This is a genomic window from Bradyrhizobium sp. WSM4873, assembly GCF_055811355.1.
Genome location: NZ_JBVVPS010000032.1, coordinates 1 through 24,936, shown reverse-complemented (window position 1 = coordinate 24,936; position 24,936 = coordinate 1). Strand labels below are relative to the sequence as shown.

At 63.8% G+C, this 24,936-nt stretch carries 20 protein-coding genes; 15 read left to right on the top strand and 5 right to left on the bottom strand.

What is annotated here, in order from left to right:
* Window positions 1-210: 210 nt before the first annotated feature.
* On the bottom strand, window positions 211-1,374 hold the full coding sequence (locus AC0L21_RS30745; protein ID WP_473265434.1) for an acyl-CoA desaturase: 1,164 nt from the start codon (window positions 1,372-1,374) through the stop codon (window positions 211-213).
* Window positions 1,375-1,692: 318 nt separating this feature from the next.
* On the opposite strand from AC0L21_RS30745, the gene AC0L21_RS30740 reads away from it, so the two are divergent.
* The gene (locus AC0L21_RS30740) at window positions 1,693-2,460 is read left to right on the top strand and encodes a serine acetyltransferase domain-containing protein (protein WP_473265431.1); all 768 of its coding nucleotides are present in this window, start codon (window positions 1,693-1,695) and stop codon (window positions 2,458-2,460) included.
* 35 nt (window positions 2,461-2,495) lie between these two features.
* Here the strand turns inward: AC0L21_RS30740 and AC0L21_RS30735 are convergent, their stop codons facing one another.
* The gene (locus AC0L21_RS30735) at window positions 2,496-3,014 is read right to left on the bottom strand and encodes a DUF2231 domain-containing protein (protein ID WP_473265429.1); all 519 of its coding nucleotides are present in this window, start codon (window positions 3,012-3,014) and stop codon (window positions 2,496-2,498) included.
* 423 nt (window positions 3,015-3,437) lie between these two features.
* On the opposite strand from AC0L21_RS30735, the gene tolQ reads away from it, so the two are divergent.
* The 12 genes from tolQ (at window position 3,438) to AC0L21_RS30675 (ending at window position 18,569) form a co-directional block, all read left to right on the top strand.
* Window positions 3,438-4,154 (top strand): protein TolQ, encoded by a 717-nt coding sequence (tolQ, locus tag AC0L21_RS30730; RefSeq protein WP_007596319.1) that lies wholly within the window; start codon window positions 3,438-3,440, stop codon window positions 4,152-4,154.
* Window positions 4,155-4,197: 43 nt separating this feature from the next.
* Window positions 4,198-4,647, top strand: coding sequence for a protein TolR (tolR, locus tag AC0L21_RS30725; RefSeq protein ID WP_247453978.1), 450 nt, complete (start codon window positions 4,198-4,200; stop codon window positions 4,645-4,647).
* Between the two features lie 3 nt (window positions 4,648-4,650).
* Entirely contained in the window at window positions 4,651-5,610 is a 960-nt protein-coding gene (locus AC0L21_RS30720) for a protein TolA (protein ID WP_473265427.1), read from the top strand.
* Between the two features lie 41 nt (window positions 5,611-5,651).
* Window positions 5,652-6,998 (top strand): Tol-Pal system beta propeller repeat protein TolB, encoded by a 1,347-nt coding sequence (gene tolB, locus AC0L21_RS30715; RefSeq protein WP_473265557.1) that lies wholly within the window; start codon window positions 5,652-5,654, stop codon window positions 6,996-6,998.
* Between the two features lie 243 nt (window positions 6,999-7,241).
* The gene (locus AC0L21_RS30710) at window positions 7,242-9,572 is read left to right on the top strand and encodes a putative bifunctional diguanylate cyclase/phosphodiesterase (RefSeq protein WP_473265425.1); all 2,331 of its coding nucleotides are present in this window, start codon (window positions 7,242-7,244) and stop codon (window positions 9,570-9,572) included.
* Between the two features lie 162 nt (window positions 9,573-9,734).
* Window positions 9,735-10,499, top strand: coding sequence for an N-acyl amino acid synthase FeeM domain-containing protein (locus tag AC0L21_RS30705; protein ID WP_473265423.1), 765 nt, complete (start codon window positions 9,735-9,737; stop codon window positions 10,497-10,499).
* 269 nt (window positions 10,500-10,768) lie between these two features.
* Window positions 10,769-11,257, top strand: coding sequence for a peptidoglycan-associated lipoprotein Pal (gene pal, locus AC0L21_RS30700; protein ID WP_007596304.1), 489 nt, complete (start codon window positions 10,769-10,771; stop codon window positions 11,255-11,257).
* A 187-nt stretch (window positions 11,258-11,444) separates the two neighbouring features.
* Window positions 11,445-12,497, top strand: coding sequence for a tol-pal system protein YbgF (ybgF, locus tag AC0L21_RS30695; RefSeq protein ID WP_473265421.1), 1,053 nt, complete (start codon window positions 11,445-11,447; stop codon window positions 12,495-12,497).
* 76 nt (window positions 12,498-12,573) lie between these two features.
* Window positions 12,574-13,689: a tRNA lysidine(34) synthetase TilS gene (gene tilS / locus AC0L21_RS30690; RefSeq protein WP_473265419.1), complete on the top strand. Its 1,116-nt coding sequence runs from the start codon at window positions 12,574-12,576 to the stop codon at window positions 13,687-13,689.
* Between the two features lie 214 nt (window positions 13,690-13,903).
* On the top strand, window positions 13,904-15,826 hold the full coding sequence (ftsH, locus tag AC0L21_RS30685) for an ATP-dependent zinc metalloprotease FtsH (RefSeq protein ID WP_007596301.1): 1,923 nt from the start codon (window positions 13,904-13,906) through the stop codon (window positions 15,824-15,826).
* Between the two features lie 287 nt (window positions 15,827-16,113).
* A complete protein-coding gene (locus tag AC0L21_RS30680; protein ID WP_473265556.1) occupies window positions 16,114-17,325 on the top strand; it encodes an ABC transporter substrate-binding protein in 1,212 nt (403 codons plus the stop codon).
* Window positions 17,326-17,717: 392 nt separating this feature from the next.
* Window positions 17,718-18,569: a dienelactone hydrolase family protein gene (locus AC0L21_RS30675; protein WP_473265417.1), complete on the top strand. Its 852-nt coding sequence runs from the start codon at window positions 17,718-17,720 to the stop codon at window positions 18,567-18,569.
* Between the two features lie 144 nt (window positions 18,570-18,713).
* Here the strand turns inward: AC0L21_RS30675 and AC0L21_RS30670 are convergent, their stop codons facing one another.
* Window positions 18,714-20,195: a hypothetical protein gene (locus AC0L21_RS30670; RefSeq protein WP_473265414.1), complete on the bottom strand. Its 1,482-nt coding sequence runs from the start codon at window positions 20,193-20,195 to the stop codon at window positions 18,714-18,716.
* A gap of 299 nt (window positions 20,196-20,494) precedes the next feature.
* On the opposite strand from AC0L21_RS30670, the gene AC0L21_RS30665 reads away from it, so the two are divergent.
* A complete protein-coding gene (locus AC0L21_RS30665) occupies window positions 20,495-20,659 on the top strand; it encodes a Flp family type IVb pilin (protein WP_106941974.1) in 165 nt (54 codons plus the stop codon).
* A gap of 176 nt (window positions 20,660-20,835) precedes the next feature.
* On the opposite strand, the gene AC0L21_RS30660 is transcribed toward AC0L21_RS30665, so the two are convergent.
* Entirely contained in the window at window positions 20,836-22,320 is a 1,485-nt protein-coding gene (locus tag AC0L21_RS30660; RefSeq protein ID WP_473265410.1) for a hypothetical protein, read from the bottom strand.
* A 296-nt stretch (window positions 22,321-22,616) separates the two neighbouring features.
* Here AC0L21_RS30660 and AC0L21_RS30655 point away from each other — a divergent pair, with 296 nt between their 5' ends.
* Window positions 22,617-23,297 (top strand): TetR family transcriptional regulator, encoded by a 681-nt coding sequence (locus AC0L21_RS30655; RefSeq protein WP_007614253.1) that lies wholly within the window; start codon window positions 22,617-22,619, stop codon window positions 23,295-23,297.
* A 151-nt stretch (window positions 23,298-23,448) separates the two neighbouring features.
* Here the strand turns inward: AC0L21_RS30655 and pyk are convergent, their stop codons facing one another.
* On the bottom strand, window positions 23,449-24,885 hold the full coding sequence (pyk, locus tag AC0L21_RS30650) for a pyruvate kinase (RefSeq protein WP_007596289.1): 1,437 nt from the start codon (window positions 24,883-24,885) through the stop codon (window positions 23,449-23,451).
* Between the last annotated feature and the right edge of the window lie 51 nt (window positions 24,886-24,936).

Genomic DNA, 24,936 nt, shown 5'->3' with positions numbered 1-24,936 from the left:
AATGGTTGATCTCATGGTTTATCTCAAGGTTCATCTCGGGACTGACGCCTCTCAACGCCGTCTGGCGCCCCCCCCCACCCCCCTAAACCCCCCCCCCCCCCCCCCGCCCCACCCCCCCGGCGGGCGGTTTGGTTTTGGGAATGCGCGTCAGACTGCCGCGACCGTCCGGATTTGCCTTGCTCTGGAAGTCTGGTCCAGAGAGAGACTTGGTCAGCGCGCCGTGGCGAGCTGCGCGCGAACCGACTCCAGGAAGTGTTCGTAGGCGTAGTCCACGATCTCGTTGAGTGATCGCGTTCGCGCGAACATCGCCTTGGCCTCGGTGAGAAACTCCTCGCGGGTCGGAATCTTCGGCAAATGCAGATGCGTCAGTGCATCGACGCCTTCGTGCGCGCGACTGAGGATGTCGTGCAGCGTCGGCAGTTGCAGCTGGGCCAAATCGGCTCGGCGGAGCGCCGAAGAGATCGCGTGCGCCAGGGTCTGCGCATCGAACCGTCCGGCGAGCTCGCGAGCGGCCCGGTTGATGACGCGTGCGCCGAGCGGCTGCTCGTTGCGCAGCACCTGCTCGGGCGGCGACTTCATGTTCCAGACGACGCCGAACCAGGACAGCACCTTCAGGATGTAATAGGTGACGTCGATTTCCCACCAGCGAAAACCTTGCCGCACGCTGCTCTGGTAGGCGTGGTGATTATTGTGCCAGCCCTCACCGAGGGTGAACAAGGCCAGCAGCCAATTGTTGCGGGAATCATCGCCGGTCACGTACCGCTTGCGTCCATGCACATGGGCGAGGGAGTTGATGCAGAAGGTCGCGTGATAGACCAGCACGGTGCTCCAGAGGAAGCCGACGACGAGACCGGACCATCCGCCAACCAGGAAGCAGAGCGCAGCCAGCGTGACGGCCGGCAGGAGTTCCAGGCGATGCAGCCACATCAGTTCCGGATACGCGGCGAAATCTCCGACCTTCACGAGGTCGGTGCCATCGTGCTCCCTGTAAAAAATCCAGCCGAGATGACTGTAGAGGAAGCCTCGATGACGCGGCGAATGCACGTCGTCCTCGGTATCGGAATGTAGGTGATGATGTCGATGCTTGGCCGCCCACCACAAAACGCTTTTCTGCGCGGTGCTTTGCGCAAGCCAGGCCAGGATGAACTGAAACACCCGGCCGGTCGCAAAAGCCCGATGGGAGAAATAGCGGTGATAGCCCGCTCCGATTGCAAACATGCGGACGACATAGAGTGAGGCGCAGATCGCGACGGCCTGCCAGGTAACGCCGGTCCAGATGGCTGCAATGCAGCCGAGATGGACCAGCAGGAACGGCAGGGCGGAGGGATACATGATGTCGTCGTGTTGGTCGTCGGCGGGGGCGTTGGGCGACATGTATTGGCGTGACCTTGGATGACAGGGATTCGAGTTTCGCTTCGGCAGCATTGAGGGCCGCTGTGTACGAAAAACCCGGCGATGGCGGACCACCGCGGGGTCTTGAACGAGATGCTTTGCCTGGACAACCCTGGCCCAAGGCGGCCGCACGCGGCAAAGTGAGGCCATAGCTTCGACCGCGAACTCGACGGACTATATATATGATCCAGGCTGCCTGGCGTGCAAGCTCGTAGCCTCACGGGGTGCGTGGCGCGCGGGCTGCCTACGGTCTATATCCGACAGTCAAAAGGAAGCGTCAAAATACCGCAGGCAGCAACGATGGCGGAAGCGGCGATGATGACGAGCGAAACCCTCTGGCAGAAGATCCGCGACGAGGCGCAGCGCGCAGCGGCAGCCGACCCCATATTCGGCAAGGCTCTTGTCAGTCTCATCCTCGCCCATGACGATTTTTCCGCCGCACTGTCCGACCTGATCGGACGCCGGCTTGGCGACGGCGCGGCCGAACGCGAGCGCTTCACGATATTTTCCCGCGACGCCTTCAATGGCCAGCCGGATCTGATCGAGGCGGCCGGCCGCGACTTGCAAGCCATCGTTCTCCGCGACCCCGCCATCACCGGACTGTTGGCGCCGCTGCTGCATTTCAAGGGCTACGTCGCCTTGCAGGCCTGGCGCGTCTCGAACCGGCTCTGGCATCACGACCATCGCGACGCGGCGCTGCTGTTTCAGAACGAGGCGTCGAACGTCCTGCAGGTCAGCATTCATCCGGCGGCGAGCTTGGGATCATCGGTGTATCTCGACCACGCCACCGGCATCGTGATCGGTGCCGATGTGGTGATCGGCGATGAGGCCACCATCCTTCAGAACGTCAGCATCAGTCGTGGCACGGAACTGCCGGCGCGCTCGCCTCGCATTGGTCGCGGCGTGTTCATCGGCTCCGGCGCGACAATTCTCGGCAACGTCAGGATCGGCGATTTTGCAAAGGTCGGCGCCGACACCGTCCTGACGAGCGACGTGCCCCGGGGCTGCACCGCCGTTGGCAATCCGGCGCGGCTAACCAATTGCCCCGAACCCGCCTCGGCGGCCTGACTCGCGCTCACGTCATCAGGCGACGTGCTCCTCGTTCAGGCGGCGCGGCGGCGGCTCTCGCCGCCATGATGCGGGGTGACCGGTTCCGAACTGGTCTGGCCCGGCGCGTCCAGCACCGCGACATGATGCCGGTAAACCATTTCCCAGCCCTTCCATCCCGTGAACAGGAGGATGCCGACCACGATCAGCGAGAGCACCACGCCCCACGGCTTGATCGCAGCCTCGGCGCCTAGCGTGTAGCGGAGGTAGAAATTGATCAGGGCCAGCACGACTGCCACGAGATTGCCGATCATGTGATACCAGGCGTCGTTGAGACCGCGGACGCGGGCGTCGCTGAAGAAGTCGGTGAATCCGGCCACGGCGGCAACGAGCGCCATGACGATGCCGGCGCCGATCAGCCACATGGCGGCTCTGGCCCAGAAGCCGTCACCGGTTCCGATGAAGGCGAGATCGGCGATGGGCGCGCCGACCAGGAAGGCGACGGGGAACGGGATGATCATGGGGTGGAGCGGATGATCGCCGACGGCGGCGGTCGTCTTGGGGTTGATGCTCATGGTAAAACCTCGCGAGAAGTGATTTTCCAGACAAATTTTCGGTCGAGGGCTGGTTCCTCCGCCGTGATGTCGGCAACTGCCGGGGCCGGCAGATTGCCAACCGCCAGCAACGCCTGGCTTTCCCGCAGCCAAATTCAGTCCCGGTAACCCCGAATTAACCATCGCCGGGCTCTGGTAATTGCGGACAATCGCGCCCAAAGCCCGAAGTATGAGCCTTGGGGTCGGGCCCATAGTTTTGACATCTTGGCAGGGAATGCAGGCGGCCGGCTTTGGACGAGCCCTGCACCCCAGAAAGACAAGGCTTTGAGCGGGCTTGCCGGCCGCGCCGGTTCTAGCGCGGCCATTGGGGAACCGGCGGCCATTTGCTGGCCGGGACATTAGGTCGGGACATTAGGTAACGATCGCCTTGAGAGGATACTGCTTATGAATCCGGCCGACGTGGCTCAGTCAGCCCTTCCGGTTGCCGCTTCCGCCGACGTGTCGCTGATCGCGCTGTTCTGGCAGGCTCACTGGATCGTGAAAGCGGTGATGCTGGGGCTTCTCGCCTGCTCGGTCTGGGTCTGGGCGATCGCCATCGACAAGATCTTCCTGTTTGCCCGCACCCGCCGCTCGATGGACCGTTTCGAGCAGGCTTTCTGGTCCGGCGAGTCGATAGAAGACCTGTACCGCACGCTCTCGGCCAAGCCGACGCATTCGATGGCCGCCTGCTTCGTCGCGGCGATGCGCGAGTGGAAGCGTTCGTTCGAGAGCCAGGCCCGCTCGGTCGCAGGCCTTCAGATGCGCATCGACAAGGTCATGAATGTCTCGATCGCCCGCGAGGTCGAGCGGCTGGAGCGCCGGCTGCTGGTGCTGGCCACCGTCGGCTCCGCAGGGCCCTTCGTCGGCCTGTTCGGCACCGTCTGGGGCATCATGTCGAGCTTCCAGTCGATCGCGGCGTCGAAAAATACCTCTCTGGCGGTGGTGGCCCCCGGCATCGCGGAGGCGCTGTTTGCGACCGCCGTCGGCCTTATCGCCGCCATTCCTGCCACTATTTTCTACAATAAGTTCACCTCCGAGGTGAACCGGCAGGCCCAGCGGCTCGAAGGCTTCGCCGATGAATTTTCAGCCATCCTGTCGCGCCAGATCGACGAGCGGGGCTGACGGACGGCATGTATAGTGTGAAGGGCAATTTGGGCACCAGACCATGGGCATGAACGTTGCGAGTTCGTCCGGAGGCGGTGGGCGCCGTGGCCGGCGCAAGCCGGTCGTGGCCGAAATCAACGTCACGCCGATGGTGGACGTGATGCTGGTGCTGCTCATCATCTTCATGGTGTCGGCGCCGATGCTGACGGTCGGCGTGCCGCTCGACCTGCCGCAGACCCAGGCCAAGAGCCTCGAAAACAACGACCAGAAGCCGATCCAGATGTCGGTGGACATCAACGGCAAGGTGTTCATCAACGACGCCGAGATCGCGATCAACGAACTGATCCCCAAACTGAAGGCGATCACGGACGCGCGCGGCGGCCTCGAGGAACGCATCTATCTGCGCGCCGACAAGAAGGCGGATTACGGGACGGTGGCCAAGGTCATGGGCCAGTTGTCCGGCGCAGGCTTCAAGAAGCTGGCGCTCGTCACGGAAGCGGATCAGGGGTAAACCGTGAAGGTGAAGGTCGACAAGACACTCGTTGCGTCGATTGCCCTCCACGTCCTCGTGCTGGGATGGGGGCTCGTCACCTTTAGCAGCAGGGCTTTCGTCGCGCCGGAAGAGTCGCTGCCGATCGACATCATCTCCACCGACCAACTCGCGCAGATGATGTCGGGGCAGAAGACCGGCGACAAGAAAGAGCCGAAGCCGAAGGTCGAGAAGATTGCGGAAGCCAAGCCCGAGGAAGACGCCGTCGGCAAGGTCACCGAGAAGAAAGAGCTGATCAAGACCAACTCGACGCCCGAGCCGCCGCCCAAGCCCGTGGAGAAGCCGGTCGAGAAAAAGCCAGAGCCGCCCAAGCCCGTCGCCGAGGCGAAGCCGAAGGAAGAGCCGAAGCCACCGGAAAAGAAGCCTGATCTGGCCAAGGAAGATCCGATCGCCGAACTGCAGAAAAAGCTGGAAACCAAGAAGCCGCCGCCCAAGCCGCCGGAGCAAAAGGTCGCGGCGGTGCAGCCGCAGCAGCTGCCGAAGCCCAAGGAGCGCAGCTTCGATCCCGCGCAGATCCAGCGCGATCTCGACAAGCGCGCGGCGACCCGGCACGAACTGGCCGGCTCGACGCTGAATGCGTCGGCTTCGCTGGGATCGACGAGTGGAACGGCCGCCAACAATATTGCGACCTGGCGGGGGGCGTTCCAGGGGGCGGTGAAGCGCTGCTTCACGCCGACCTATAACGGGCAGGATGCAGATCAATACGAAGCCGACATCGACATTCCCATGAAGATCGACGGATCGCTCGCGTCCGAGCCGATCGTCGTCGCGGTGAGGGGACCGTCGCGGTCGATCGCACAGGCGGTGGCGGAGAGTGCCAGGCGCGCCATCGTGCAGTGTCAGGTCTATTCGTTCATGCCGAAGCAGCAATACGAGAGCTGGAAACTCATTCCGATGACTTTCGGCCTGAAAGACATGTTGTGACATCCGAACAAAAGAATTTTGCGATGAATGACGTTCGATCGATGAACCGCCGCCGCTTCATGACCCTGACCGGATCGACACTCGCGATGCTGGGGGGCGGACAGGCCTTCGCCCAGCAGGCGCAGGGACGGCTCCGCATCGACCCCACCGAGTTTCGGCCAATCCCCATTGCGATCACCAATTTCGTGCCGGGCTCGCCTGCCGACGGTGACGTCGGCAACGGCGTCACCCAGGTCATCACCAACAATCTGAAGCGCTCGGGCCTGTTCGCGCCGGTCGACCAGGCCGCCTTCATCGAGCGCATCAGCAACATTGACGTCGCGCCGCAATTCGAGAACTGGAAGACCCTCAACGCGCAGGCCCTCGTCACCGGTCGCATGACGCGGCAGCCGGACGGCCGCCTCAAGGCCGAATTCCGCTTGTGGGATGTGGTCACCGGCCAGCAGCTCGCCGGCCAGCAATATTTCACCTCGCCGGAATATTGGCGCCGCATTGCGCACATCATCTCCGACCAGATCTATGAGAAGCTGACCGGCGAGAAGGGCTATTTCGACAGCCGCGTGGTGTTCGTCGACGAGACCGGGCCGAAGGAGCGTCGCGTCAAGCGGCTCGCGATGATGGATCAGGACGGCGCCAATGTGCGCTATCTGACCCGCGGCTCCGACCTCGTGCTGACGCCGCGCTTCTCGCCGAACTCGCAAGAGATCACCTACATGGAGTTTGGCCAGGGCGATCCGAAGGTCTACCTGTTCAACATCGAGACCGGCCAACGCGAGATCGTCGGCAACTTTCCGGGCATGACCTTTGCCCCGAGGTTCTCGCCGGACGGCCAACGCGTCATCATGAGCCTGCAGCAGGGCGGCAATTCCAACCTGTTCGTGATGGATCTGCGCTCGCGCTCGACTACGCGCCTCACCGACACGCCCGCGATCGACACCTCTCCGTCCTACTCCCCGGACGGCACCCGCATCTGCTTCGAGTCCGATCGCGGCGGCAGATCGCAGATCTATGTCATGGCCGCAGGCGGCGGAGCGGCGCAGCGCATCTCCTTCTCCAAGGATGACAACAACGCCACCTATTCGACGCCGGTGTGGTCGCCGCGGGGCGATTACATCGCCTTCACCAGGCAAGGTGGCGGGCAGTTCTCGATCGGCGTGATGAAGCCGGACGGCTCCGGCGAACGGCTTCTCACCTCCGGCTACCACAACGAAGGCCCGACCTTCTCGCCGAACGGCCGCGTGCTGATGTTCTTCCGCGATCCCGGCGGCAGCGGCGGGCCGTCGCTGTTCTCCGTCGACATCTCGGGCCGCAATGAGCTGAAGGTGCCGACGCCGGGCTTCGCCTCCGACCCGGCATGGTCACCGCTCTTGTCCTCGACATCGGGCTAGCCGCCCGTCCTCGGTGCGCGATGATTTGACCGCGCGCCTTTTTCGAAAACTTGGCGCGATGTTTCCCGGCGATAATTGTTCTTTAAGGTTGCACTCGGCAAACTTTTCCCATGGGTTTGTTTCTATTGATGTATTTCGACTATTGTCCACTCAAAACAACTCGACTTTAACGATGTTCCCTCAGAAAGACTTCATACCGGATCGGTAAAACTGCGCTCCAGACAGGACGCGCGTAAACACCAGATGCAGTTTGCAAGTCAGAGCGGAGAGCCGGAACAGCGGCCGCCGAAAACTTCGGCGGCGCAAATCGATTCGCTGTTCGAAGCGCCTGGTCCGCTGCTGGCCGGACTCATTTTCGTGTCGATCGGTGCGGCCCTGACCGCACTGAGGACGGGCGAGCCGTTGATCTGGGCGTGCGTCGCACTTCTTGTCCTGGCCGGGACCGCGCGGGCGATCGACCTGCGCCTCTATCAGGCACGTCAGTCGGTCATGACCGTCGAGGCGGCGGCACGCTGGCAGAAGCGCTATCAGATCGGGGCAAAGATCCAGGCGGCTGCGATCGGCATCTGGTGCGCCACGGCCCTGTTGGCCACGGACGACGCCGTGGCCCACATGATCGCCTTGTCGGTCACCACCGGAATCGCGGCGGGCGGCGCGGGCAGGGCATATGGCCGGCCTGCGATCTTCCACCTCCAGGCCGTGCTGATTTTCGGCCCGGCCGTGCTTGCCTTGGCGCTGCGTGGAACGCCCTACTACATCGCAATGGCGCTGGTCAGCGCCGCGTTCCTGATGGCGATCATGCAGCTCTCGGTGAATCTGCACCGCATCTTCATGGGAGCGGTCGTGGCACGGGAGCGTGAAGCCGCGCTTGCCGGCCAGTTCGATACGGCGCTGAACAACATGCCGCACGGCCTCTGCATGTTCCGCGTCGACGGACAGCTGGCGGTCATGAACCACCGCTTCGGCGCAATGATGAATCTGCCGGAAGGTCTGGCGCAACGCGGCGTCAACGCGCGTGACATCGTCGCGGCGTGCGTCAGCGCCGGATCCATCTCGGCTGGGAGCGGCGAGCGGATCGTCACCGACATCGAGAGTTCGCAAGCCAAGGAGATCATCACCGCCGATCCCGATACGCAGCGAAACCGGTCGTTGTCCTGGACTGTCCAGCCGATGGCTGACGGTGGCGCCGTGGTGCTGCTCGAGGACATTACCGACCGTCGCAGCGCCGAAGCCAAGATTACGCATCTGGCGCGCTACGATGACCTCACCGCGCTGCCCAACCGCGTTCATTTCCGCGACGAGATCGAAAGGCTGCTGGCGATCTCGCACGGCGCCGAGCGCCTGTCCGCGCTGCTGTTCGTCGACCTCGACCAGTTCAAGCAGGTCAACGACACGCTCGGTCATCCCTGCGGCGACCAGCTCTTGTGCGCGGTCGCCAACCGTCTGCGCGAGATGCTGCGCCCCGAGGATTTCGTGGCCCGCTTCGGCGGTGACGAATTCGTCGTGTTCCAGGAGAACATCTCCTCGCCCGAGGACGCCGCTGCGCTGGCGCGCCGGATCGTCGAACGGCTGAGCGAGCGCTACCGCATCGACAATCATCTGGTCGAGATCGGCGCCAGCGTCGGCATCGCGTTGACCTCTCCGGAGGGCGTCAGCGCGGACACGCTGCTCAAGAACGCCGACATGGCGCTGTACCGGGCCAAGGCCGACGGCCGCGGCACCTTCTGCTTCTTCCGCGACGAGATGGCGGCGACCGTCGAAGCGCGCCGCATCCTCGAGCTCGACCTGCGCAAGGCGCTGGCCAACGAGGAATTCGAGCTGTTCTACCAGCCGCTGGTCAATCTCAAGTCCGGCAAGATCACGACGTGCGAGGCGCTGCTGCGCTGGAATCATCCGGTGCGCGGCACGGTCTCGCCGGTCGACATCATCCCGGTCGCCGAGGACATGGGGCTGATCGTCGATCTCGGCCGCTGGATCCTGCGCCGCGCCTGCATGGAATGCATGAAATGGCCGGAGGGCGTCAGCGTCGCCGTCAACTTCTCGCCGCAGCAATTCCACCAGCGCGACGTCTTGAGCGAAATTCGCTACGCGCTCGAGGTTTCGGGGCTCCCGGCGCATCGGCTGGAGATCGAGATCACCGAATCCTCGCTGTTGCGCAACACCCAGCTCACGCACGACATCCTGTCGCAATTGCATGCGATCGGCGTGCGCATTTCGCTGGATGATTTCGGCACCGGCTATTCGAGCCTCAGCTACCTGCACAATTTCCCGATGCAGAAGGTGAAGATCGACCGCTCCTTCCTCGAAGGCATCGATGCCGACCGGCCGCTGACGCTGCTGCGCGGCGTGGCGCGGCTATCGGCCGATCTCGGCATGGCCGTCGTGGTCGAGGGCATCGAGACCAATGATCAGCTCGAGCTGATCAGCGCCGACGGCACCGTGACCGAAGGGCAGGGCTATCTGTTCAGCCGGCCGGTGCCGGCAGTCCGGATTCGCCAATTGCTCAATGCCTCGCATGGCCGTCGCGGGGCTGAGGACCAGATCGTCATGGTGTCCTCCCGATCGATCGCCTGATCTTTCTCTGCCTCGCTCCTTCAACGCAGTTAGCTCTCGTTTCCCCGTGTTTTTGCGGGCCGCAAAGGTTAACCCTAACGTTTCTAAGCCTTTGCAATTCCGTTAATGAACCATTAATCTCGTCACACTCGCAGAAGTTGCTTTGGAGTGTAGGGGTACTGGATGACGTCTGGAGCTGAACCGCAAACGGTGCTCCTTCCGCGGGGAGCCGCTCTGTTTGACCGCATCGATTACCGCCTGATCGAAACTCCCGAGGACCGAGACAACCTCTATCTGATGCGGTATCGGGCCTATCTGCACGCCGGACTGATCGAGCCGTCGGAGTCGCGGCGTGTGACCGATCGCTTCGACGATGCGCCCAACACCTGGAATTTCGGGGTCTATGTCGATGGAGAGCTCTGCAGCTCCGTTCGCATTCACGTCCTGACGTCCGACTGGCGGATGTCCTACACGACCGAAGTGTTTGGCGACGTTCTGCATCCCCGCCTCGACCGCGGCGAAGTTCTCATCGATCCATGCCGGTTTGTTGCCGATCCCGAAAAGCACCAGCGTTTTCCGGAACTGCCCTATCTGACGGTGCGGCTGGCTTTTGTGGCTTGCGATCATTTCAACGCCGATACCGGGCTGGCCATGATCCGGACCGATCATCAGGCGTTCTATCGTCGCGTCTTCCTGCACGAGACCATTTCACCGGAGCCGCGCGGGTTTCCGGGCTGGCCCACCAAGAAGGCCGTGCTGATGGCGTCCGATTTCCGGAACCAGCGGGAAAAGGTCCTGACGCGCTTTCCGATCATGCGCTCCAGCGCTTTTGAGCGGCGCATGTTGTTTCAACGCAGCAGCCCGCGCCACGCGGCCCCGCGCCCGGTGTCGCTGGCCACGCAGCGGACCCCGGATGTCGCCGCCTCGGCAACGGGTTCTGCCCGCTAGGCCCAGGGTCTGGCGCCAAGGTCTGGCCCCGGGGTCTCCACGCGACGAGCCTAAAATTCCAGCAAAGCCCGCGGTTTTTGCCGTCGGCGCGGCTTGCCTTCACCATCGCGCCACATTTACAACCCATTAACCATGACGGTTGCTTTTCGCTGGTTGGGGGCATTTGACCGGCTGTGGCAAGGTTCCATCAAGGTTGACGGAACGTTCGCTTAACCAACCCCCTGTAGACCGGACAGCAGTGGACGAAACGTGAGCGTGGAGGCTCCGGAATGAAACATCCTATGCGCATCCTCCAGGGATTGAAGCTGGCCGCGGTGCTTGCCGTCGCGTTGTCGATGGGGGCCTGCGCCAACAAGAACGCTGCCACGGATGCGATGGCCAACGCGGCGACGCCGGGCAGCCAGCAAGACTTCGTCGTCAATGTCGGCGACCGCGTGTTCTTCGAAAGCGACCAGACCGATCTGACCCCGCAGGCGATCGTGACCCTGGAGAAGCAGGCGCAGTGGCTCCAGAGCTATCCGCGCTACAGCTTCACGGTCGAAGGTCATGCCGACGAACGCGGCACCCGCGAATACAACATCGCGCTCGGCGCCCGCCGCGCCCAGTCGGTGCGTTCGTTCCTCGCCTCGCGCGGCATCGATCCGAACCGCATGCGCACGATCTCGTACGGCAAGGAGCGGCCGGTGGCCGTTTGCAACGACATCTCCTGCTGGTCGCAGAACCGCCGCGCCGTCACCGTGCTGAACGCGAGCTCCTGACGACCGGTCAGGCGCCGTTCATCTTCAGAAACCGATTATGCCGGCGCCCTCTCGGGCGCCGGTTTCGTTTCAGCGATCTGTGACAGAAACCCGTTTGTTACAGTCACAGTTTTGGCGTACTCCCCTTCAATGTGTGGCGCGTCGAATGTTCGGTCGCAGGCCATTTCGCTTTCGTCGTCAGGGCAAGATGTCATCCAGATTCAAGGTCTTCACCGGCACCGTGGCGATCGCCGCGCTGCTCTCGTTGTGCTCGCCCGCCCTCGCACAATCGGACGATGCAGATCCCGAGATGCGGATCGAGCGGCTGGAGAACCAATTGCGCCAGCTCACGGGCCAGAACGAAGAGCTGCAATATCGCAACCGCCAGCTCGAAGAGCGGCTGCGAGCGCTCGAGGGCGGCGCGCAAGCTGCGCCCGGCCAGACGCCGGTCCAACCCAATGTCGCGGCCATGCCGCCCGCGCAAGCCGCGCCGGCCTATCGCCAGCCGCCGCACCAGCAAGCGGCCCAGCCGAATTACGAACAGCCGCAGATCGCCTCTCCGGCGCCGATCGTTCAGGAGCAGCCTGCGCCCGGCGCGCCCGGCATACGCCGCCGCGGCGATGCCTTCGACCCGAACCAGAGCCCGAATGCGCCGGGTGCGCCGCGCGCGCTCGGCGGCGGGCAGCAACCGATGCCTGCAGGTGCCCCGAGCGCCGCGCCCGGCGGCCGTGGCGCCGGCGAACCGCTCGATCTCGCCAACACCGGTCCGCGCTACCAGCAAGGGGTGCCGCCGGCAGCGCAGCCCGGTTATCCGCCGGCCCAATCCGGCTCTCCCGCGCCGGCAGGCGCCCCGGCGCTGACGACCCTGCCGCCCTCGGCCACGCCGCGCGACGAATTCGACCTCGGCATCGGCTACATGCAGCGCAAGGACTATGCGCTGGCCGAGCAGACCATGAAGAATTTCTCGCAGAAATATCCGAGCGACCCGCTGCTCGGCGACGCGCAATACTGGCTCGGCGAGAGCTATTTCCAGCGCCAGCAATATCGCGACTCCGCGGAAGCCTTCCTCGCCGTCACCACCAAATACGACAAATCCGCCAAGGCGCCGGATGCCCTGCTGCGGCTCGGCCAGTCGCTGGCCGCGTTGAAGGAGAAGGAGGCGGCGTGCGCCGCCTTCGGCGAAGTCGGCCGCAAATATCCGCGCGCTTCCGCCGGCGTCAAAGCCGCGGTCGACCGCGAGCAGAAGCGGGTGAAGTGCTGAGGCGCGGCGATTGATCCTGACAAGATTGATGGCGCTGCGCTAAACAGTCGGTCCATCCGCGGACGATTGCAGCGTCATGTCAGAGGACAATTCACCGATCTCGGCGCGTGAGGCCAGGCGCCTCTTCGCAGGCCTGAAAGGCGCGCGGGGACTGTTGCTCGCGGTCTCCGGCGGGCCAGACTCGGTCGCGCTGATGTGGCTTGCGGCGCGCTGGCATCGCGGCCTCGCGCGCGGGCCACGTCTCACCGTCGTCACCATCGACCACGGCTTGCGGCCGGAGGCGGCGCGCGAGGCGCGCGAGGTCAAGCGTCTCGCGACCGGGCTTGGCTTGCCGCATCGGACCGTGCGCTGGCGCGGGGCAAAGCCGAAAACGGGACTGCCGGCCGCCGCGCGCGAAGCCCGCTACCGCCTGCTTGTGCAGGCCGCGCGCGTCGCCGGCGCGAGCCACGTGCTGACCGCCCACACCCGCGACGACCAGGCCGAGACCCTGTTGATGCGGCTTGTCCGCGGCAGCGGATTAGCCGGGCTGTCGGCGATGGCCCGTCTCACCGAGCGCGACGGCGTCGTCCTTGCGCGTCCACTGCTCGACGTTCCGAAGTCGCAGCTGATCGCGACCTTGAAGCGGGCGAAGATCGGCTTTGCCGACGATCCCACCAACCACGACGCTGCCTTCACCCGGCCGCGGCTGCGTGCGCTGCTGCCGCAGCTCGCCGCCGAGGGCGGTGATGCCCGCAGCCTGGCTCGGCTCGCGGCAAGGCTGGCGCGCGCCAATGCGGCCGTCGAGGTGCTGACCGATGGGGCCGAGCGCTTCCTCCGTTTGCGGGATCGCGGCGATGCGCCGCAGGCCGGTGGTCGAAGCTTCGAGGCCCCCGTGTTTGCCGCCCTGCCGGAGGAGGTCCGGCTGCGGATCCTGCTGCGGGCCATCAACGCGTTCGGGCATGAGGGACCGGCGGAACTCGGCAAGGCCGAATCCCTTCTGGCCGTGCTCGATCAGGCCATTGCCGCAAGCCCCCGCGCACCCGCAAATGGCCGGCCGGCCCTGAAGCAAACGCTTGCGGGAGCCTTGATCAGCCTTGCCGGGGGACGGATCCGCATCGCGCCGGCGCCGGCCCGGCGCAAGGATGGATCAAGGGTGGATAAGGGCGGATCATGGCACCGGCCGTTTCGAGACCGCGCCGTGAGGACACCTTAACCAGGCAGGAAAAACCCGGACCCGGGCGCCATTATTTCAGCGGGAATCGGACTAAGATGGGATAAATAGTCCCATCTCGTTCCCTTGGCATCGACCGGAGCGACACCTAGATTGTACGGGTCTAACCGAGAGGATTCCTTGGGGATTTCCTCGCGCTGCCCAAATAACTGCCCAAGGCTCAGGCCGCGATCCGCGCGACCACGAAGGAAGATCGATGAACGCCAATCTGCGCAATTTCGCCCTCTGGGTCATCATTGTCCTGCTGCTGTTGGCGTTGTTCACGCTCTTCCAGAATCCGGGTCAGCGCGCCTCCTCGCAGGACATCGCCTTCTCCCAGCTCTTGAGCGAGGTTGACCGCGGCAATGTGCGCGACGTCGTGATCCAGGGGCCGGACATTCACGGCACCTTCACCAACGGTTCGAGCTTCCAGACCTATGCGCCGAGCGATCCGACGCTCGTGAAGCGCCTCTATGACAGCAAGGTGCAGATCACGGCGAAGCCGCCCGGCGACAACGTGCCGTGGTTCGTCTCGCTGCTGGTCTCCTGGCTGCCCTTCATCGCGCTGATCGGCGTGTGGATCTTCCTGTCGCGGCAGATGCAGGGCGGCGCCGGCAAGGCGATGGGCTTCGGCAAATCGCGCGCAAAAATGCTGACTGAAGCGCATGGCCGCGTCACCTTCGAGGACGTCGCGGGCGTCGACGAAGCCAAGCAGGATCTGCAGGAGATCGTCGAATTCCTCCGCGACCCCGGCAAATTCCAGCGTCTCGGCGGCCGTATTCCGCGCGGCGTGCTGCTGGTCGGCCCTCCCGGCACCGGCAAGACCCTGATCGCGCGTGCGGTCGCGGGCGAAGCCAACGTGCCGTTCTTCACCATTTCGGGTTCGGACTTCGTCGAGATGTTCGTCGGCGTTGGCGCTTCCCGCGTCCGCGACATGTTCGAGCAGGCCAAGAAGAACGCGCCCTGCATCATCTTCATCGACGAAATCGACGCCGTCGGTCGTCACCGTGGCGCCGGCCTCGGCGGCGGCAATGACGAGCGCGAGCAGACGCTGAATCAGCTGCTGGTTGAGATGGACGGCTTCGAGGCCAACGAGGGCGTGATCCTGATCGCCGCGACCAACCGTCCCGACGTGCTCGATCCCGCGCTGCTGCGTCCCGGCCGCTTCGACCGTCAGGTCGTGGTGCCCAACCCGGACGTCGTCGGCCGCGAGCAGATCCTCAAGGTCCACGTCCGCAAGGTGCCGCTGGCGCCGGATATCAACCTCAAGACCATCGCGCGCGGCACCCCGGGTTTCTCCGGCGCCGACCTGATGAATCTCGTCAACGAAGCCGCGCTCACCGCAGCCCGCCGCAACAAGCGGATGGTGACCCAGGCCGAGTTCGAGGAAGCCAAGGACAAGGTGATGATGGGCGCCGAGCGCAAGTCGCTCGTCATGACCGAGGAAGAGAAGCTGCTGACGGCCTATCACGAGGGCGGCCACGCCATCGTCGGCCTCAACGTCGTCGCGACCGACCCGATCCACAAGGCGACCATCATTCCGCGCGGCCGTGCGCTGGGTATGGTCATGCAGCTGCCCGAGCGCGACAAGCTGTCGATGTCGCTGGAGCAGATGACCTCGCGCCTTGCCATCATGATGGGCGGCCGCGTCGCCGAAGAGCTGATTTTCGGCCGCGAGAAGGTGACTTCGGGTGCGTCGTCCGACATCGAGCAGGCGACGCGTCTGGCGCGCATGATGGTGACGCGCTGGGGCCTGTCCGAGGCGCTCGGCACCGTGTCCTACGGCGAGAACCAGGACGAGGTTTTCCTGGGCATGTCGGTGTCGCGCACCCAGAACGCATCGGAAGCCACCGTTCAGAAGATCGACACCGAGATCCGGCGCTTCGTCGAAGAAGGCTATAACGAGGCAACGCGTATTCTCACCGAGAAGCGCGCCGATCTTGAAGCTCTCGCCAAGGGCTTGCTCGAATTCGAGACGCTCTCCGGCGACGAGATCATCGACCTGCTCAAGGGCAAGAAGCCGAACCGCGAATCCGTGCTCGAGCCGACCACCCCGCGCGCCTCGGCCGTGCCGCCGGCCGGCAAGTCGCGCCCGCGACCCGATCCGGATCCCGGCCTGGAGCCGCAGCCGCAGGCGTAACCGCGCACGGCAGATTGAATTGAAAAACGCGGCGGAAACGCCGCGTTTTTGTTGCGTGGTGCTTTTCGAACGTGGGCAACTGAGCATCTCGCGACGAACAGGTATGTGCGCAAAGCCGCCCTTGCGCAGTGCCGACCATCTATGGGCGCCGCCATTGGTGGCACCCTTACCTTTACTCGCTCTCCGACCCAGCGACTCATCGCGATTGGAGTCTGCGGTGAAGTCGTGGCATGCTCTTCCCAATTAAGGCGCGGCTCGACCGCGCAGACAAAGGGGAGGGCAAGCCGATGCGCTTTGCGAGGGCATTGAGCGCGCTTGGCGCCGTATCGTTCGTGACATTCTCGTTCCTGTCCGCTCCATCCGCCGCTGAAATGCGCGGCGTCACCGCGACCGAGATCAAGATCGGCCAGACCATGCCCTATAGCGGGCCGGTGTCGGCTTTCGGGGCGCTCGGCAAGGGCGAGGTCGGCTATTTCAAGATGCTGAACGAGAAGGGCGGCATCAACGGCCGCAAGGTCAATCTGATCTCGCTCGACGACAGCTATGCGCCGCCGAAATCGGTCGAGCAGACCCGCAGGCTGGTGGAGAGCGACGAAGTCGGGCTGATCTTCTCCTCGATCGGTACCGCCCACAACACGGCGATCGCGAAATACCTCCAGTCCAAGAACGTGCCGCAGCTCTTCATCGGCTCCGGCGCCTCGAAATTCGCCGACGTCGCGCAATATCCGCAGGCGACGATGGGCGTGCAGGCGCCGTTCCGCTATGAAGCGCGGCTCTATGCGCGTTACGCACTGGCGAAGAATCCGAACGCGAAGTTCGCCGTGATCTCGCAGAACGACGATTACGGCCGAGACTATCTCGCCGGGCTGAAGGACGTGCTCGGCGAGAAATATGATAGCGTCGTCACGGGCGCGACCTACGAGATCCAGGACCCGACAATCGATTCCCAAATCGTGAAACTCAAGGCCTCGGGCGCCGATGTATTCGTGATCGCGGCGACCCCGAAATTCGCGGCGCAAGCGATCCGCAAATCCTTCGAGATCGGCTGGCGTCCCATGACGTTCCTGTCCAACGTTGCGGTGTGGGTTTCGACGGTGATGGAGCCGGCGGGACTGGAAGCCGGCACCGGCATCCTCTCCACCGCTTACGTGAAAGACCCCGACGATCCCGCCTGGAAGGACGATGCCGGCGTCAGGGGCTGGCGCGAATTCATGACCAGATATTTGCCGGAGGCCGACCAGCACGACACCAATTACGTCAACGCCTACAACAGCGCCATGGCGCTGGAGGCGGTGCTGAAAGCCTGCGGCAATGATCTGTCGACCGAGAACATCCTCAGGCAGGCGTTTGCGATCCGCGATCTCGAATTGCCGATGCTGCTGCCCGGCATCAAGGTCAACACCGGCACCACCGACCATGTCCCGGTCGACCAGATGCAGTTCATGCGCTTCAATGGCAAGAGTTGGGAGCGCTTCGGCGAACTGCAAACGGGCAATTGATGATTGATGAGGGATCGGCTTTTTGGTCGATCCAATGCGAGTCCGGAACTCGGATCATCTCTCCCGATTCGGGAAGGTTTGACTTCCTGGACGCCCAATTCAAAGCGCCGAGACGGGTACTGAAAACCCGATCAGCCCGCGAACGCTTGCTATGTCTGCTACGCCCTCGGAAGCGGGGAGCGGCAACTCGCCTTGGTGCGTCGACTATGGGCCATTCGCATCGATTTGGCCGCGCGTCGACCATTTCCAGTCCCCCCCGAAAGGCGACATTAGGACAGGCGTTCGTTCGTTTGCGCCGGCCATAAATGTCCGTGCAGTTCATAGACTTACGGTGTGGATGGGCGGACATGAGCCTGCTACGTTGACTCCGTTCGGGAAACGGAGGGAAGGAAATGGTTACACGAGCCAAAGCATGTCTCGGTGTAGCAGTGTTCGTTGCATACCTTTCCACCAACGCCGCCACCTTGGCGGGAGAATTGGTCAGGTTCGAAAGTGCTCCCGTTCACGTCGGCCAACTCCAGCAGCGCCTGGCGCGCGAACGTGGCGAAACGCCGAAAGCAGCGTCTGAAACGATTGAGGGTTACCTGTCGAAACCTGAGGGCGACGGCCCTTTTTCCGCGATTGTGTATCTCCACGGATGCGATGGACTTTCGGAAGACGCCCGAACGTACAACGCGCGGGGCTATGTGTCGCTTATGCTGGATAGCTTTGCGACCCGTGGCATCAAGAACGCCTGCACCCAGGTGACGCCGGGTCTGCTGCTTACCCGCCAAGGTGATGCTTTAGGCGCGCTATCCTATCTTTCCAATCTTCCCTTCGTCGATTCTCACCGTATCGCGGTTATTGGATATTCGCAGGGTGCAATGGTTGCGCTGCAGTTGGCTTCGAACCATCAGGCGGAAATCTTTGACGTCCCCCGGGATCGAAAGTTCAAGGCCGCCGTGGCCTACTACCCGCTTTGCGGCGTCACTTCCGAGGAACTCATCGTTCCTGCATTGATCATGATCGGCGAACTCGATGACTGGACGCCCGCGACGGACTGCGAGCGTTGGATGAAGCGGCGGGCCGACAGGGGAGCACCCGTAAAATTGATCGTCTATCCCGGTGCCTATCACGCCTTTAATTCCCCGGCCTTCGCCGACGGCAGGGAATATCTCGGACATTGGCTCAAATATGATCCCACCGCGGCCGCCCAGTCAGTCCAGGAGATGCGGAGTTTCCTCGCTGCTCAATTTTCCCAATAAGTGACGGCGAGGCGAGTGCGCGGCATCGGCATTTCGTATCGTCCGCCTCGGGTCAGCGGCGAAGTGGCACGAGCGCCTGTTCAAGTCTGCTTCAGGCTTTGAAGCGGACGTCCCATTCACGGTACACGCCCGGGACCTATCTTCTCACTTCGGCGGCGTCGCAGCCGCATCGTCCCGCACGTGGATCACTGCGATATCGTCCGTATAGATCCGCTTCCAGCCCTTGAGCATGTCCAGGATCTGCGGTCCGGGCGCGTCGGCGGCCAATAGCGTTGCATCGATCTTGTATTCGTCGAGCAGGCGCGGAAGCAGCTCGGGCTTCTTGCCCTCGGTCGCCTTGAAGAAGTCCATGACGAATTTCTCTCCGTAGAGCTCGGCGCGGCCGTCGACGTAAACAGGGACGTCGCGCGAGATCAGATAGCCGCCGAACTGATAGGCGTTGAAGACGCGCTGGACCTTGCGTTGTTCGAGCAAGTCGACTGCCGCGACCGGAGTCTGCGTTATGGTGAAGGTGAAGTGGTGATGCTGCATGTAAAGCGATGTCGAGGTCCAGCCCGCGGCGACGATCATCAGCGCGCCAAGCGCGGTGACATAGCGGGCCGGCCAGCCGTCGGCGCCGGTTAAGTCCGGCTGCGGGCGCGAGGCCAGCTGGCCGAGCGGCTTCGCCAGCACCAGCGGCACCAGGAACGCGAACGCCTCGATGCTCCTGACGTGGGTCAGCGCGCTCCAGGTCAGGAACAGGATCAGGAAGATCCTGGGCGCCGAGAGCACGAGGCCGCGATAATAGCCGAACGCGATCAGACCGAGCAGGGCGCCTTCGAACGAGGAGAAGGTGGCAAAGTTCGCCGGCATCCATTCGAAGATCAGCGAGAGCAATTCGCCCAGGCTCAAGATGTTGGTGGCGCCCAGCAGCGTTCTCCAGCCGTACGGCGTACAGCAGCTCGCGACCAGTGCACCGATGCCGAACAGCACCCAGCGCAGGAATAGCTGAAGCCGCCGCCCCTTCTCGGCGTGCTCGACGGCCTCGAGCGAGATCGGACCGATCAGCGCCAGACCGAGCACGAAGCCGCCATGCAAGTTCGCCCACAGCGCCATCAGCGGCAGCCAGTACCAGGACGGCACGCTCCTGCGGTCGGCGGCCGCAATCAACAGGCCGACCCACGCCACCATGACAGGCAGCGCCAGGATGTGCGGACGCGCCAGGACGTGATGCAGCGACAGCAGCAGGGCCAGCATCGCAAACAGCACTGCGCGCGGTGCCTCGATCTGCGCGTCGAGCAGATAGACGAAGATCGCGGCCGTGAGCGCGGCTCCCATTGCGGTGAGGATGACGGGACCTGCCCAGCCCCATTGCGCATGAGAGAAAGCGTACAACACCTGCGACAGCCACGACGTTGAAATCCACGGCGCGCCCGTCCGCGTGAAGGAATAGATGTCCGTGTACGGCATGGCGCCGTGATCGAGAATCCATTGTCCGATCTTGATCTGCCAGAACGAGTCGGAGTCCTGAAGCAGCGTGTCGCCGACATAAAGGAAGAACAGATAGGTGCCGGCTCCGACGCATAGCGGCACCAGGGCTCGCGCACGCCCCTGCACCCTGATGCTGCTGGCAAAGGAAAGGGACATGCCGCCTCGTCGTCCTCTTGTTTCTGTCGGGGGGCCGAGCGGTCGCCATTGGACCACGGCGGTCATAATTCCCGGTAAACCGGCGATGCCGGGCCGGCTTGATGTCTCGACAATTTAACGGATCGTTTTAGATTTCGGTTTACCATCGGAGAATACACGCAAACCGCTCTGTGTTTCCGCAGTCGAGTTAACTGCGGCGCAATTCTTTGCCACTACGTTCAGTTTCATGGTCGAGCGGCGCTGGGAAGCCCAAACAGACCAGATCAGTTGTAGCCTCGTGTACTCATTTGGAGCTCTTTATGAAGAACCTCGTTGCGCGTTTCGCGAAAGATGAATCCGGCGCCACCGCCATTGAATACGGCCTGATCGCCGCCGGCATCGCGCTGGCGATCATCACTGTCGTCAATAACCTGGGCACCACGTTGAACGCCAAGTTCACCTCTATCTCGACCAGCCTCAAGTAAGACTGAACGGACCAAGAGTAGAAAGAGCCTTGTCCCGGACAAGGCTCTTTTCTTTTGTGCCAAGCCTTTTGTGCCAAGTCTTGTTCTAGCCAAGTCTTGTTCTAGCGAAGTCTTTTTCTTCGCAGAAGCCGTCCGTCCATGCGAGGGCCGCGAGAGTCTAACGTCTGATCCGTGGCTCATGGTGATGATGGTAGCTTCGCCGGTGCGTTGTCGCGGACGTGGATGACGGCAAGATCATCCGAGTAGAGCCGCTTCCAGCCCGGCACATGGTCCATGATCCTTGCGGCGGGAGTCGATCCGTTCAGCAGTGTGGCGTCGATCTGGTAGGTATCGAGCAGACGCAGCAGAGTCTCCGCGTTCTTGCCTTCGATGGCGTCGAAATAGTCAAGCACGAACTGCTCTCCGTACAGCTCGGCACGGCCATCGATGAAGGTCTTGATGTTGCGGGAGATCAGATAACTCCCGATAGGAGCGGTGCTGAAGATGCGTTGCGCGTGCCGCTGCTCGAGGAGGTCGACTGCAGCCCGAGGGGTCGAATTGCGGATAAAGGCATACCGCGTCGGCGTGGCATAGGACCGCGTGATACTCCAGCTGGTCGCAACGATCGCGAGCGCCGCGATTGCGGTCACTGCAAAGGAGGATCGTGCTTCAGTCCGTGCGAGCACTCTGGCTGCGCCCAATTGTTCGGCCAACGGCTTCGCCAGCACGAGCGGCGTCAACAGCGCAAAGACCTCGATGTTTCTGACGTGGTTGAGTGCCGCCCAGACCAGGCCGAGCAGCACAAGAAGGCGGGTCCACGGCAGCACCAATCCTTTATAGTAGCCGAGGGCGATCAATCCGAGCAGGCTGGCTCCAAACAAGTCGAACGAGCTGAAATCGGCGGGCATCCACTCCGAGATCTGCGAGAGCACCTTGCCGAGGCTGAGGATTTTCGCCGATGCGAGCGGCGTATTCCAGCCATAGGGCGTGCAGCAGCTTGCGGCAAGCGCAGCAAGCCCGAACAAGGCCCAGCGCGACGCAAGTGCAAAGCGGCCCTTGCGATCGGTGGACGCGATCGCATCGAGGCCGATGGGCCCAATCAGCGCCAGCCCCATGACGAAGCCGCCGTGAAGATTGGCCCATAGCACCATCAAGGGAAGCAACAGCCACGACGGCGCGGTGCGCCGATCGGCGGCCGCCAGCAGCCCGCCGACAAAGGCCAGCATGACAGGCAGTGCCAGCATGTGCGGGCGGGCGAGAAAGTGGCCCATCGACATGAAGAGCAGCGGGGTGACGAGCAGAAAGGCGCGCACAGGCTCCAGATAGGGCTCAAGCAGGTAGACGAAAATCGCCGCGGTCGCTCCGATCGCGAGCGACGTCAGGACAACTGCCCCCGACCAGTTCGACGGCTCGTAAGCCAGCGCGAACAGGACTTGCGACAGCCAGGAGCTCGAGATCCAGGGCTCGCCGGCTCGCGTGAAGGAATAGATGTCGGTGTAGGGCAGCGCGTGGTGTTCGAGAATCCACTGCCCGATCTTGATCTGCCACAACGTATCGGTATCCCGCAGCATGATGTCGCCGATGCCCAGGAAGAACAGGTAGACGCCCGCGGCAATGCAGAACGGCAAAAGCCAGCGCGCGACACCGCGGACGGGCACGCTGCTTGTCATGGAAATCGACATCGGACTCTCGGGGCTGAAACGACAGCACGCAGCAGCGCGCAAGCATCAGCAACCTGAGCATGATCGCTTTTAAGTTGAGGTAAACCGGACCGTCATGCCGCGGCCGCGCCGGGCAAGAATGCGTTTACCTGCTCTGCTTCCGTGTCGAGGTTTGCGTCGCGCACATATGCTCATTTGCGTCTTGTCATCCGGCCTGAATAGTTGTTCAGTTCTTGAGGGCGATTTGGGCGAAGATAGTGAAGGAGCATGCGGTCGAGCTTTGTGCCGGACCGGATGCTGGGGACAGGAAGCGCGCCATGGTTTATCGGCGGACGCATCAAGTGGTGAAGCGCCTTGCGGCCCGGCGCAGTGCGATACTGGCAGCGGCGCGGGAGGCGGCGGCGGAAGGCGGGATGGCGGCGGTGCAGATTGCGCCAGTCGCGGTTCGCGCCAGCGTCGCTGCGGGTACGGTCTACCGCTACTTCCCCTCCAAGGCCGATTTGATCTCCGAATTGATCGCCGAAGTCTCCCGTGACGAGCTCACGGCGATCCGGCGAGCCGCCGATGCCGCGCCGGGACCGTCCTCGGCGCTGGCGGCGGCGGTGACCACCGTGGCGGTGCATACCCTGTCACAGCGCAGGCTCGCCTGGGGTATCCTGGCCGAGCCGGTCGATGTCGATGTCAGCGCTTCACGCCTTGCCAGCCGGCGCGAGATTGCGGGCGAGATGGCCTCGCGGATCGACGCCGCCGTGCGCGCCGGCCACCTGCCGGCGCAGGACACCGCGCTCGCCGCCACGGCCCTGCTCGGCGCGCTGCACGAGGCCCTGGTCGGACCACTCGCGCCGGATAATCTCGACGACCCCGCCAGGATGCGCGATGCCGTTCAGACCGTGACGCTGCTGGCGCTTCGTGCAGTCGGCGTCATGGACGCCCGCGCCAGGGGCCTGGTCGTGCAGCAGACGTTGCTGCCGGCGGCGAAAGCGCTGGTTGGGGCCTAAAACGTCCGCCTGATCGACGGCCGACCTGATCGCGCCCAGGCCATTGCCAGAGCTCGCCTTTTCGAAAAAACCTCAGCACATGCGCCGGACCCGCCGGCTACTGTGCATGGGGTTGTTTTCGACATCTTTTGTTTGCCGCGTGCTGGCGGGCCTAGATATTCGCTTCGCCCTCGGGGCCGACCGAGGCGATGCGCACCATGTTGGTGGTGCCGGGAATACCGAGCGGCACGCCGGCGACGATGATCACGCGCTGGCCGGCCCGGACGAAGCCGTCGCGGAACGCGATCTGGCCGGCGCGGCTCACCATGTCGTCCTGGTCGCGTGCATCTTCCGCCACCACGCAATGCACGCCCCAAACGACCGACAGCCGGCGTCCCGCCGCGACGTTCGGCGTGATCGCCACGATCGGCGGCTTCGGCCGCTCGCGCGCCACGCGCACGGCGGTCGATCCCGAGCTGGTCCAGCAGATCAGGGCCGGCAGGTCGAGCGTCTCGGCGATCTGCCGCGCGGCGTCAGCGATGGCATCGCCGGCAGTGGCTTCCGGGGCGGGGCGCTGTGCGGTGATGACGGAGCGATAGATCGGGTCGCGCTCGACCTCCTCGCCGATGCGGTTCATGGTCGAGACGGCCTCGACCGGGAATTTGCCGGCCGCCGATTCCGCCGACAGCATGATGGCGTCGGCGCCTTCGTAGACTGCTGTGGCGACGTCGGAGACTTCGGCGCGGGTCGGCACCGGCGACTGGATCATCGATTCCAGCATCTGGGTCGCGATCACCACCGGCTTGCCGGCGCGCCGCGCCATGCGCGTCATCTGCTTCTGCAGGCTCGGTACGCGTTCCAGCGGCAGCTCGACGCCGAGGTCGCCGCGCGCCACCATCAGGGCGTCGGAGGCGTCGATGATGTCGGCGAGGCGATCGATCGCCTGCGGCTTCTCGATCTTGGCCATCACCGCCGCACGGCCGCGGATCATCTTCTTGGCCTCGAGCACGTCGTCGGCGCGCTGCACGAAGGACAGCGCGATCCAGTCGACGCCGGTGACCAGCGCCGCCTCGAGGTCGGCGCGGTCCTTCGGCGTCATCGCCGAGACCGGCAGGTCGGTGTCGGGCAGGCTGACGCCCTTGCGGTCGGACATCCGGCCGCCGACCACGACGCGCGTCACCGCGTGATCTTTCGAGGTCTCCTCGGCGATCAGCCGCACCTTGCCGTCGTCGAGCAGCAGCGAATGGCCCGGACGAAGCGCGGCCAGGATCTCCGGATGCGGGAGTTGGACGCGGGTGGTGTCGCCCGGCGCCTTGTCGGAATCGAGCGTGAATGTCTGGCCATTCTGGAGCTGGACCGCGCCTTCGGCGAAGGCACCGAGCCGGAGCTTTGGGCCCTGGAGGTCGACCAGAATGCCGATCGGCCTGCCATAGCTGCTCTCGACGTTGCGGATCGTCGCCACCAACTCCCGCATCTTGTCGTGTGGGGTGTGGCTCATGTTGATGCGGAACAGGTCGGCGCCGGCCTCGAACAGGCGGCGGATCATCGCGAGGTCCGAAGAAGCGGGTCCGAGGGTCGCGAGGATCTTGATACGGCGAAGGCGCCTCATGGCTTACTTCCAGACGGGGGCGAGGGAGCTGGCGGGAGGCCAGGCGGGGCG